The 11,363-nt window shown below is 61.3% G+C and carries 9 protein-coding genes; 5 read left to right on the forward strand and 4 right to left on the reverse strand.

Annotated features, from left to right (window positions below; genetic code table 11):
- The first annotated feature begins 25 nt into the window (after nucleotides 1-25).
- Nucleotides 26-352 (forward strand): multidrug transporter, encoded by a 327-nt coding sequence (locus WMO66_RS06635; protein WP_349135613.1) that lies wholly within the window; start codon nucleotides 26-28, stop codon nucleotides 350-352.
- Nucleotides 353-647: 295 nt separating this feature from the next.
- Nucleotides 648-1,511: a hypothetical protein gene (locus tag WMO66_RS06640; protein WP_349135614.1), complete on the forward strand. Its 864-nt coding sequence runs from the start codon at nucleotides 648-650 to the stop codon at nucleotides 1,509-1,511.
- 145 nt (nucleotides 1,512-1,656) lie between these two features.
- Here WMO66_RS06640 and WMO66_RS06645 read toward each other — a convergent pair whose 3' ends face one another.
- Nucleotides 1,657-6,009, reverse strand: a complete 4,353-nt coding sequence (locus WMO66_RS06645) for a family 20 glycosylhydrolase (protein ID WP_349135615.1) — start codon at nucleotides 6,007-6,009, stop codon at nucleotides 1,657-1,659.
- Nucleotides 6,010-6,161: 152 nt separating this feature from the next.
- Complete coding sequence (locus WMO66_RS06650) at nucleotides 6,162-6,566, reverse strand: hypothetical protein (protein ID WP_349135616.1); 405 nt, start codon at nucleotides 6,564-6,566, stop codon at nucleotides 6,162-6,164.
- An 84-nt stretch (nucleotides 6,567-6,650) separates the two neighbouring features.
- Between WMO66_RS06650 and mtnN the strand changes: the two genes are divergently transcribed.
- Entirely contained in the window at nucleotides 6,651-7,349 is a 699-nt protein-coding gene (mtnN, locus tag WMO66_RS06655; RefSeq protein ID WP_349135617.1) for a 5'-methylthioadenosine/S-adenosylhomocysteine nucleosidase, read from the forward strand.
- Here the strand turns inward: mtnN and WMO66_RS06660 are convergent.
- Nucleotides 7,346-7,876, reverse strand: a complete 531-nt coding sequence (locus tag WMO66_RS06660) for a DUF1003 domain-containing protein (protein WP_349135619.1) — start codon at nucleotides 7,874-7,876, stop codon at nucleotides 7,346-7,348. The genes mtnN and WMO66_RS06660 overlap by 4 nt on opposite strands.
- Nucleotides 7,877-7,968: 92 nt before the next feature.
- On the opposite strand from WMO66_RS06660, the gene selD reads away from it, so the two are divergent.
- Complete coding sequence (gene selD / locus WMO66_RS06665) at nucleotides 7,969-9,009, forward strand: selenide, water dikinase SelD (protein ID WP_349135621.1); 1,041 nt, start codon at nucleotides 7,969-7,971, stop codon at nucleotides 9,007-9,009.
- On the opposite strand, the gene WMO66_RS06670 is transcribed toward selD, so the two are convergent.
- On the reverse strand, nucleotides 8,996-10,144 hold the full coding sequence (locus WMO66_RS06670) for an aminotransferase class V-fold PLP-dependent enzyme (protein ID WP_349135622.1): 1,149 nt from the start codon (nucleotides 10,142-10,144) through the stop codon (nucleotides 8,996-8,998). The two genes, selD and WMO66_RS06670, sit on opposite strands and share 14 nt — an antisense overlap.
- A 100-nt stretch (nucleotides 10,145-10,244) precedes the next feature.
- Here WMO66_RS06670 and WMO66_RS06675 point away from each other — a divergent pair, with 100 nt between their 5' ends.
- On the forward strand, nucleotides 10,245-11,153 hold the full coding sequence (locus WMO66_RS06675) for a LysR substrate-binding domain-containing protein (RefSeq protein ID WP_349135623.1): 909 nt from the start codon (nucleotides 10,245-10,247) through the stop codon (nucleotides 11,151-11,153).
- Nucleotides 11,154-11,363 lie beyond the last annotated feature (210 nt).

Consider the following 11,363-nt stretch of genomic DNA (forward strand, 5'->3'; position numbering starts at 1 on the left):
AATTATTCTACACAAGAGGTCCCCCATGCTGCCCGTAAACAAATCCGACTGGAAGCTGTTCCGCAAAAGGCTGCCGGAGTGGCAGGAGCGCTGCATGGAGCAGCTGGCCGAATCCTACGCGGCCCTGCTGGCCGGGCCCGGCAAGGCATCCGACAAGTTCTGGGAGCTGGAGAAGAGGCTTCGCAAGGACAAGAAGCGCGTCGGTGTCGTGGCCAATGTCAGCCGCTCCGAAATGTACTATAACCTGCTCTATCTGCTGGATGACAAGACCATCACGCTCGAGGACCTCGCAGGCTTCAGCCCCGACCTGCGGGAGCGGCTGGCCATGATTGCACGAGATCACTTTGTGTGAAGGCGTTTCCTTCCTAACACGCCTGCCGCATATAGACCCAATGCTCGAAGTAGAAGCTAAAAACTGTCCTTTAAATTACGGCGGGAAAACTGCGTAGGCTGTTGCGCATATTCGACTCGTCAGTCAGGCAGCGGAACGCATTATTACTCGTAACGCAGATTAATTTTGTAGAAAGACACAGCTGGCGCTCTGGATGAGCAGTCTGTTGCACAAAAGGCCGAACTGTGTAAGGCTTTAGAACAGCTCCTATGAAGCAATCAATAGAAAACCCATTTATGCAGGAGTGAACAGGGCCATGAAAAAATCATATATAAAGTGGTTCATAATCGGATTGTGCGCAATAATCGTCTTTGTCGTTGGCGTTCCCATCATTATCAATGAGTCCTATAAGGCCAACAGCGGGTATGTAACTTTGTGGACTGCTGCCGATGTGCTTTCTTATTATGGCGCAATTATCGCTTCCCTTGGTGCCGCAATCGGTGTATTTGCTTCTCTAAGGTACTCACACAAACAATATCGCGAGGACAAACGAAGAGATGTACTGCCATACTTCGCGATCAATATTCTCGGCAACAATCGGATAGATCCCTTTCTTTCAGCCCTATTTAGTGATGATGGCAAGCTTGAAGAAGGACAGGAAAATCGGACAAGGGACGATCTGACTTACAGAGAATTCATATTCAATGAGTGCTTTTTCGTTTTTGAAAATGGGACAATAAAATACACCAGAAAGCTCTCAGAAGAACAAGAAGATGCACGCAAAATGGGTATAACAATTCGTGGTAACGATGGAACCGAAATATGGAAAAACAATATAATATACATACCTATTAAGGCTGTAAATGTTGGAAATGGCTGCGCAATTAATACAACAATTACCATTCAAGCGATTGGTAACAAGAATATCACTGTAACCTCCATCCCAATTTCGATACCTGTTAAAGAAGAAATGTATGCAGGGTTGCTGTTTTACGATGATGAGAAACTTCTTGGAGAATATTCCTATATTATGCGATATTATGACATACATGGTAACCAGTATGAACACCAAAAGCCTATAAAAATGGAGCGCCGTGGTAAAGCATATCATGTTCAAGTCTCAGAGAATACATCCCACGCGCTAATCGCAAGGGAAAACACACCACAAATGCTTGACTGATTTCACTCTTTCCCCAGCGTAGGATTGCATCCGGACTTTATCTAGAAGCTAAATACCGATTTTAGCAAAATCTTCCACAAGACATTCATAAAATCGCAAAACCGGGACCGACTCTTTTGAGCCGGCCCCGGTCGCATTTTTCCCGTCAGATTCCGTTCATTTCCTGGAACAGGTAGCAGTAGGAATAGTTCCAGCGGGTCAGATAGAACGAGCCGTTAGAGTAGCGCAGGTAGGCATTGCCGAAGCCGAGACGGTTATACCAGTACGAGACGCTCGTGCCGGACGTGCTGATGCGCAGAGAGGAATTGCCGGACTTATAGAGGTAATACGTCGTCGTGCCGCTCTGGAAGCTGAAACAGCCGTTGGAGTAATCCCAGAGCATGCTCTCGGTCACGTCGGAGGTGATCCGGCCGTTTTCGATGGTGACGGCCTGCGCACCAATCGTCGTGCCGTCGTGCGTCATGGCATAGTAGCCGCCGTTGGCGTAGACCGTGAGGACGTAGCGGCCGCCGGACGTGAGCATGCTCACGGAGTCATAGGTCGCGGTCTTCACCGGCTCGGAGTAGCTGTCGCCGCAGGCGGAGCAGGTGTAGACGTAATTGCCGTTTTCCTCCGTGCGGACATAGCTGTGGCCCGTTGCCGGGATCTCCTCGGTGTAGCTTTCGCCGCAGGCGCAGGCATAAGTGCGGACGCCGGGCGTCGTGCACGTCGCTGCCGTGGTGACGGTGGCCGTGTAGGCATGGGCGTGGACCGTGACGGCATAGCGCACGCCGCCGATGACGGTGCGGGTCGCGCCCTCGGCCACGCCGGTGATCGTCACGTCATAGCCCGCAGGGACCGCGCGATAGAGCTGCCACCGCTCGTTCGCGTTCGCATTGCCGGGATAAGCGCCCGCAAACGTTGTGCTGTAGCGGTCGAGATAGGTATCGCTGAAGCGGATGGAGAAGGCGCTGCCGAGATCCGTGATCGTGAGGACCTGCGGCGCAGTGGTCAGCATCACGCTTGCAGAGCGGGTGCTCTCCGTGAGGTTCAGGTAACGGCCGTCCGCGCTCTGCACGGTGTAGCCGCCGGAGACCGCCGTGACGGTCCACAGGGCGTTCGACAGGTCGCCCGTCGTGCTGTAGGCCGCGCAGGTCAGGCCGCTCACAGTGCCCGCGCCATCCCAGGAGCTGTAATACGTTGAGGCCGTCGCCGTCAGCATCCGGTCACCGCTCACGAGGAGGAACGTCCCCTCGGCAAGCTCCGTCACCTGCTGATAGCCGCCGGAGAGCGCCTCGATCGTCGTCGCAGCGACGGCGGGATCGGCGGACTCCGTCACAGCGGCGTCCTCGGTGTGGAAGGTGTAGGTCTCGCCCGGCTGGAGCTTGACCTCGACCGTCGGCAGGATGGCCTCGGTGTAGGTATCGCCGCAGCGCGTGCAGGTGTAGATGCGGTCATTGCCGTCCTCGGTGCACTCATAGGAGTGGCCCAGCGCGCTGACGACATGGCCCGTGCGGCGGTCGCCGCAGTTCCTGCAGGTATAGGTCGTGTAGCCGTCTTCGGTACAGGTCGGAGCCGTCACGACGGCTTCGTAGTCATGTCCGAGCGCGGCCACCTCGTCCGCCGTGTAATGGTCGCCGCAGCGCTTGCAGGTATAGGTCGTGTAGCCCTTCTCCGTGCAGGTCGGAGCCGTCACGACGGCCTTGTAATCATGGCCGAGCGCGGCCACCTCGTCTGCCGTATAATGGTCGCCGCAGCGCTTGCAGGTATAGGTCGTGTAGCCCTTCTCCGTGCAGGTCGGGGACGTCACGACAGCCTTGTAGTCATGGCCGAGCGCGGCCACCTCGTCTGCCGTGTAATGCTCTCCGCAGCGCTTGCAGGTATAGGTCGTGTAGCCCTTCTCCGTGCAGGTCGGGGACGTCACAACGGCCGTGTAATCATGGCCGAGCGCAGGCGTCGTTTCGGTATAGGTGTCGCCGCAGACGGTGCAGGTATGGACGGTCTTGCCGCCCTCGGTGCAGGTTGCCTCGCTGCCGGAAACGGTGTAGGTATGGCCCGTGGCCGGGAGGGTCTCGGTGTAGCTGTTGCCGCAGCGCGTGCAGGTGTGCGTCACGAAGCCGTTTTCCGTACAGGTCGCAGGAACGGTGGTCTCCGCATAATCATGGCCGAGCGCAGCCACTTCGTTCGCCGTGTAATGGTCGCCGCAGGCGGTGCAGGTGTAGGTCGTATAGCCCTTCTCCGTGCACGTCGGAGCCGTCACAACGGCCGTGTAGCCGTGGCCGGTGGCCGGGGTCGTCTCGGTATAGGTGTCGCCGCAGGTCTCGCAGCGGTAGGTCGTCACGCCGTCCTCGGTGCAGGTCGGAGCGGTCCGGCTGACCTCCTGATAGCTGTGGACATGGTCGGCCTCGACCTCGATGACATAGCGGGTGCCGCCGATGACATAGTACGTCGTACCGGCGGCCACGCCGGTGAAGCGGACCTCCGTCATGGGGGCCGTACCGGTCTGGACCGTGCCGGAAGCGGCGGCGCGGGTGAACGTCGCGCCGTCATAGCTGCCCCAGGCGATCTCGGACAGCTGCCACCAGTAATTGCGCGCCGTCGTAAGGGCGACCTGGATGTAGCGGAAGCTCTCGACGGAGGACGGGACGGCGTAGGTCTTTGTCACAGCCGTGCTGCGGCTGCTCGTGAACGTGCCGATCGTCGTCCAGGTGCGGCCGTCGGACGAAAGCTGGACATTGGCGTTCGTGCAGTAGTCGCCGTGCGCCGGAGCACTGATCTGCACGGCGTCAAAGCGGACCTCCGCGCCAAGGTCGACACGGGCATACATGCCGGACGTCTGGCAGCTGGTGGACCAGTAGTAGGTGGAGGTGTCGCCGTCGATGAGATTGGAGGCGACGCAGTTGTAGCCGCCGTCCGTATAGCCGGGGACGGAGGCCGAGGCGCTGGCGGAATAGGACACCTTCGTGCCCGTGCCCTGCACCACGGTCAGCTCGCCGCGCGCGATGGCGGCGTCGCCCGTGTGGGTAAAGCTCTGCTCGCCCTCGAGCGTGTAGGCCTCGGTCGTCTTGCCGGTCTTGACGGAGACATATTCGCGCGGCAGAAGCTCGGAATGCTGCTCGCCGCAGCGCGTGCAGGTGTAGATCGTGTCGCCCGCGTCGTCCGCCGCGGCATAGTTGTGGCCGAGGGCGGGGACGGTCTCGGTGTAGCTGTCGCCGCAGTCAGCGCAGGTATAGGTCACGCTGCCCGCCTCCGTGCAGGTCGCAGCCGTCGAGGCAGTCTGACGGTAGTCGTGGCTCTGCGCGGGAGGATCGGTGTTGATGGAGCCGTCGGCGTTGAAGCCGCCGGGCACAACGGACGTGTCCATGCCGCTTGTGTAGGCGCCGTCCATGGCGAGGCCCATGGCGCGCAGCGGCAGGCGGATCTTCTTGGCTTCCTGCGTCTGCGTCTCTGCGCCGGGATAGTCGCTCCACATGCAGAACATGCCGCCGATCACGGAGGAGGCACTCAGGCTCGTGCCGCACACCTTATAATTGCTCCAGTTGGAGGCATAGGTATAACCATTGTCGAAGTTATCGCTCTTGCCAAGGACATAGTAGAAGTCGCCCGTCGTATTGATGATACGGAAGCCATCCGAGGCAAGGTTGGCCGCCGTGCGGGGCGTATAGCCGCTCCAGCCGCCGGACCAGTAGCACACGACGATGTCGCGGTCGAACGTGTAGGTCGTCGAGCCGACCGAGGCGCTCATCTTGTTGGCAAACTCGATGCCGTCATTAAAGGCGATGGGCGTCATGCCCGCCTGCTTGACCATGGCGGCAAGCTCGTTGACATATTTGATGAAGTAGCCATACTTGCCGCTGTTCTGCAGGCTGCCGAAGCCCATGGAGCCGCTCGTGTAGCGGTCGTTGGCGTATTCATCCGCGCCGAAGTTGAAATAGCGGCAGCCCTTGCCCGCAAAGTAATCGACATACTTCTGCAGGAAGGCCTGCGAAAACCGGACGGCCGTGTCGTTCGTCACGTCGATGGTGCGGCTCGAGCCGTTGTAGCTGCAGTTCGTCCCCGTCAGAGAGGACGCGGCATACAGCACCGCGTCCATGTGGCCCGGGCTGTTCAGCAGCGGAATGATCTCGATGCCGGCTTTCTTGGCCGTGGCAAAGAACTCGTCCATCTCACTTTCCGTCCACTCGCCCGAAGATGCCGTCGTGTAGGCGTTGTTGCCCGCGCGGATAGCCGAGGCGACCGCGTTGCTGGAATACGTCTTGCCGCCCACGGTGAGCGACATGTCGTCCAGCAGGAAGCGCATACCGTCATTGCCCACCGCGAGCATGACGTGTGTATAGCCGTCCGCCTTTGCCTCATAGAGGAAGGCCTTGACCCAATCTGCCGAAAAATACTTTCGGCCGCTGTCCAGCATGGCGATCTTCAGATAATCGCTGCCGGAAGCAAACGCCACCGTCGGCAGCATGCACAGCAGCATGCAGACCGTCAGCAGCAGCGCTAACAGTTTCTTTCCCGCTTTCAATGGTTTCTCCTCCTGTATCATGTCTCTGTTCGGCGATGCCGAATCCTGATTTGATCATACACGAGACATTCTCATTTGTCAACAGGCAGTTCTTTTAGCATAATTTCAAGTTAACTCACTTTATTCTGACTCATGATAGACCACATTCCTGATTATCTCATTTCTGGCTGCATGATTTTATTCACGCCGGCACATCTCGTTACGATACGGAATGTGACGTAAAATTCCGGCGATTTGTTTCGTCCGATGAAGTTGGCGGCGGGTTTTCTGACGAATTTTTCCACCCGCTCTGCAGAGGAATTTTTGAAAATTTTGTTGACATTTTTGCGCGATCCGTCATAATGGAAGCAGAAGCATACCGTTCTCACCGCCGTGCTCCCCTGCTGTGGTGCACCAGTGCTCTCCTTCCGTTGAATGCCCCTGTACAGGGCGCTCGATGAGCGCCGCTGCAGACGCAATTGGCGCATACCATGCAGCGGAAACCTGTTCATATCGGCAGTGCCGGGCCCGGCTGTCCGCTCCCCTACAGCAGATAACCAAATCGGGAGCCGTTCCATCTCGGACGGCTCCCGATTTTATGACTTGTTTTTCATTGAAAAATACGATAGAATGGAGAAAACGGAAAAAGGGAGATGCAGAACATGCAACACGACCCGCGCTGCGGTGCGATCCTCTGCGCGGCGGAAGAGGAGCTTGCGCCCTTCCTGCCCCATCTGGCGGAGGAGCAGCGCCTTTCGCGCGCCATGCTCACGCTGCACATCGGCCGGATCGGCGACCTGCAGATGGTGCTCGCCGCGACCGGCATGTGCAAGGTCAACGCGGCACTGGCCGTGCAGACCGTGCTCGACACCGTCTCGCCGGATTTCGTTCTCAACGCCGGGACGGCGGGCGGCATGTCCCCCGCGCTCGGCCTGTTCGAAACGGCCGTAACGACGGAATGCGCCTATCATGACGTGGCAGAGGCGATCCTGACGGAGTCGCACCCCCATCTGCCGTCCGTGTGGTTTGCCTCCGATCCCGATCTGCTCGCAGCCTGCAGGCGTGCCGCAGAAAGGGCCCCCGGCCGCGTCCACTTCGGCAGGACGGTGACGGGCGAAGCCTTCATCACGGACGAGGGCCGCGCAGAGATCAATGCGCGCTTTGCCCCGCTGACGGTCGACATGGAGACAGCCGCCATGGCGCATGTGTGTTATGTAAACCGCGTTCCCTTTGCAGCCATCCGCTCCGTGACGGACACGGCGGACCACAGCGGCATCGGGACGTTTGAGGAAAACTGCGCCCGCGCCTCAGCCGTTTCGGCCACGCTGGTGCTGGACGTCCTGCGGGAGCTGACCCGTTAATTCTCTTTAGGCTCCGGCTTCTCGTAATGCGGTGCATGCTCCTCCTTCTGCACCTGCAGCAGGAGCTCCTCGCGGGCAAGGATGCGGTTGAGCTTATCGTGCAGTGCTTCGATCATAATCTCCGTCTTCAGATTGACCTTATAGTCATTCTCCGCACGCGCGCGGTCCTTTTCCTCCTGCCGGTTCTGGCTCATCATAATAAGCGGAGCCTGAATGGCAGCCACGCAGGACAGCACCAGATTCAGCAGAATGAACGGATAGGGGTCGAATGCCTTTGCAGCCAGCAGGACATTGAGGATCATCCACGCCAGCAGTACGCCCGTGAACGAAAAAATGAATGCCCAGCTTCCGGCAAATTTTGCGATGCTGTCCGCCGCGCGCTGACCGAGCGAGGTCAGCTTGCCGGACTCCTTCTCCGGGTTCACAGAAACGCGGCTCGAGGCCAGCAGGTTCAGGATCTCCTCGTCCGTCATATCGTGGCGGACATCCGCAAGGATCTCGCTGATGAGTTTTTTGTTTTCTTTCATAAGAACTCCTTTCCAGAGTGCGGCGCTGCCAAACGGTGCGCTGCGGCTATCGTTATTCTGAAAAAAATATTTCGAATGTGAGGGTTTTGACCATGGCAGAACAGAGTATTCAGCTCACGAAGCTCGCCTCGTGCGCGGGCTGCGGCGCAAAGGTCGGTGCGGGCGTACTGGCGCAGCTTCTGGGCGGCCTGAAGGTCCACAGCGATCCCCGGCTGCTTGTCGGCTTTGACAAGAGCGACGACGCCTCCGTCTATCAGGTCACGGACGAGCTGGCGCTCGTGCAGACCGTGGACTTCTTCCCGCCGATCGCGGACGATCCGTATCTCTTCGGGCAGATCGCCGCGACGAACGCGCTTTCGGACGTCTACGCCATGGGCGGCGAGCCGAAGCTGGCGCTGAACCTGCTGTGCATCCCGGAATCCATGCCGAAGGAAGCCGTGCACCAGCTGCTGCGCGGCGGCTATGACAAGGCCTATGAGGCGGGCGTCATCATCACGGGCGGCCACAGCATCCTCGATCCGGAACCGAAATACGGCCTGGCCGTCACGGGCTTCGTGCATCCAAAAAAGCTGCTGACCAACTCCGCTGCCCGCCCCGGCGACGTGCTGCTGCTGACGAAGCCCCTCGGCATCGGCGTGCTCACAACGGCCGCAAAGGCCGGGCTGGCATCGCCGGAGGCCATGGCGCTGGCGCACCGCCTGATGACGACGCTGAACAAGGCCGCGCGCGACTGCATGGTGCGCTATGCCGTGCACGCCTGCACGGATGTGACGGGCTTCGGTCTGCTGGGCCATGCCTTTGAGATGGCGCAGGGCAGCGACACGCACCTGACGCTCTTCCCCGGTGAGATCGACCTGATCCCCGAAGCGCTGGAGCTTGCGCGCGACGGCATCCTGCCCGCCGGAATGTACCGCAACCGGCACTATGCCGAGGCGGCCGTCGATCCCGGCAGCACGGAGCTTGCCGTGCAGGACATGCTCTATGATCCGCAGACATCCGGCGGCCTGCTCATCGCCGCTGCGCCGGAGGACGCCGATGCCCTGCTGCGCGAGCTGCGCGGGGCCGTGCCGAGCGCGCAGCGCATCGGCGTGGTCGAAGCATATCAGGGCGGCCCGAGGATCAGCCTGCGCTGATCGCCCGCAGGGCCGCAACGGCGGCGTCGACGTCCTGCTCGGTATTCGCAAAGCCGAGCGAGAAGCGGATGGTCCCCTGCGGGAACGTCCCGAGGGAACGGTGCGCCGCAGGGGCGCAGTGCAGGCCGCAGCGCGTCAGGATGCCGAACTCCTGCTCCAGCCGGAACGCCGCCTCGGCGTTGTCCCGGCCCGGCAGGTCCACGGAGATGACGCCCACGCGGCGGCCGGGCTCCCGTGTGCCGCACAGGCGGACGCCAGAAAGCGGCGCGATGCCGTCCAGAAAGCGCTCGCACAGCGCCAGCTCATGGCGGCGAAGGCGCTCGACGCCCTGCTGCTCCACAAAGGCCAGCGCAGCGCGCAGACCGTAGATGCCAGGCAGATTCGGCGTGCCGGATTCCAGCCGGTCCGGCAGATACGGCGGCAGCAGCTCACTGTCCGAGGCGCTGCCGGTCCCGCCCGCCACGAGCGGCGTGAGACTGGCGGCAAGCTCGTCCGTCAGCAGCAGCGCGCCGATGCCGCTCGGGCCGAGCAGGCCCTTGTGCCCCGGCACGGCCAGCGCCGAAAGGCGGAGCGCCGCAAAGTCGATGGGATAGTGCCCTGCCGTCTGCGCGCCGTCCAGCAGGAAAAAGCATCCGTGCCGCGCGCAGGCCGCCCCGACGGCGGCCGCATCCTGCACACTGCCGCAGACGTTGGACGCATGCGCCAGCACAAAAAGGCGCGTGTTGGGCCGGAACAGGCCCTCGAGCGCGCCGTGCTGCAGAAAGCCCTCGCTGTCGCAGGGAATGCGGTCAAATTCCACGCCCCCGAGCTGCTGCAGCGGCCGCATGACGGCGTTGTGCTCCATCCCGCTGACGATGCAGTGGTCGCCGGGGCGCAGGAGCCCCTTGATGACGAGATTCAGGCCGAACGTCGCGCCCGGCGTCAGAACGACATGGGTCGCAGGCTCCGGAAAATGAAACAGCCGCGCGAGCACCTCGCGCAGAGCCAGCGTTTCCAGCCCGGCCTCCTGCGCGCGGCCGTAGACGGAGCGATTGATCGTCGCGCCCACACAGTCGAGGTAGCGCTTCATGCTGTCGCTGACCCCGGCGGGCTTCGGGAACGACGTCGCGGCGTTGTCGAGATAGATGCTCTGCAAAACAGGACCCCTCTTTTCTGTTCAAATTCAGGGCAATGTGGTGTTGTCCTAGTATATCATATCCGGCGCGGTTTGTCACGCGCGTTTGGGAGGCAGGATCATGCTCGAGATCAACCTGAAGCAGCTGGAATCCTTTGTGGCCACCGTGGAGCATTCCGGCTTTACGGCGGCGGCCGCTGCGCTGTATCTGACGCAGTCGACCGTCAGCGCCCATGTCAGCGCGCTGGAGCAGACGCTTGGTGTGCCGCTGCTTGTGCGCGGCGCGCGCAGGCCCGTCACGCTGACCCCGGAGGGGCAGAACGTCTATGCCCAGGCGCGTGAGATCCTGAACCGCTGCGAGCGCCTGCAGGCCCTCGGTCCGGCTGAGCAGCCGCCGCTGCGGCTCGGAGCCTCCACCGCGCCGGGGCAGGGTCTGCTGCCGGAGCTGCTGACGGGCTTCCTGCAGCGCTGCCCGGACAGCCGCTATGTCCTGCTGCGCGGGGACAGTGCGCGCATCCACAGCCTGATGCTCGATTCGCGCGTCCACCTCGGCTTTGTCGGCGCGGCCATGGACCCGCGGCGCTTTGTCTATCACCCGATCGCAAACGACCGCCTCGTGCTCATCGCGCCGAACCGCGAGCCCTATCCCACGCTCCGGCGGCAGGGTGTTTCCGGCCTGACGCTTCTGACGGAGCAGCCGCTCATCCGGCGCGAACCGGCCTCCGGCACGCGGCAGTCGCTGGAGGACTACCTGCGCCGCAGCGGCATCCCTGCCGACCGCCTGCACCCCGTGGCAGAGATCGACACGCCGGAGGACGTGAAGGCCGCCGTGCAGCGCGGGCTGGGCGTTGCGGTCATTTCGGCGCTTGCCGTGCAGGAGGAGCTGGCCGCAGGGAAGCTCCTGTCATTCGATCTGGACCGCAGCGGCGTGTTCCGCCGCATCTATCTGGCTTGGCCGGCCGACTGCCCCCTCACGGCCGCCGAGCGCCGCTTTGCGGACTATGTGCTCTCCCACGCCGAAGGGGAATGATGCAGCTGCAGGCATCGCAGCAGCGATTCGGCGGCTCAAGGCTCCCGGGTTTGTCATTGCGAGGAGGCGCAGCCGACGTGGCAATCTCGGGAAGGCAGCTGCGATTTCGCCGATGGCTTTCCCACATTCCGACCGGGTACTGCGAGATTGCACCCCAAGGGCACTTCCTCGCGCTTCGCGCTCAGGGCGCCACGTCGGCCTTCGGCCTCC

It is taken from the genome of Faecousia intestinalis (assembly GCF_040096185.1).
Taxonomy (GTDB): domain Bacteria; phylum Bacillota; class Clostridia; order Oscillospirales; family Oscillospiraceae; genus JAZOXB01.

What these genes read in the sequence shown, in the direction of transcription:
- WMO66_RS06675 (WP_349135623.1), top strand. Translation starts at nt 10,245, where the DNA reads ATGCTCGAGATCAACCTGAAGCAGCTGGAATCCTTTGTGGCCACCGTG.
- WMO66_RS06640 (WP_349135614.1), top strand. Translation starts at nt 648, where the DNA reads ATGAAAAAATCATATATAAAGTGGTTCATAATCGGATTGTGCGCAATA.
- WMO66_RS06635 (WP_349135613.1), top strand. Translation starts at nt 26, where the DNA reads ATGCTGCCCGTAAACAAATCCGACTGGAAGCTGTTCCGCAAAAGGCTG.
- WMO66_RS06660 (WP_349135619.1), bottom strand. Translation starts at nt 7,876, where the DNA reads ATGAAAGAAAACAAAAAACTCATCAGCGAGATCCTTGCGGATGTCCGC.
- mtnN (WP_349135617.1), top strand. Translation starts at nt 6,651, where the DNA reads ATGCAACACGACCCGCGCTGCGGTGCGATCCTCTGCGCGGCGGAAGAG.
- WMO66_RS06650 (WP_349135616.1), bottom strand. Translation starts at nt 6,566, where the DNA reads ATGGAACGGCTCCCGATTTGGTTATCTGCTGTAGGGGAGCGGACAGCC.
- selD (WP_349135621.1), top strand. Translation starts at nt 7,969, where the DNA reads ATGGCAGAACAGAGTATTCAGCTCACGAAGCTCGCCTCGTGCGCGGGC.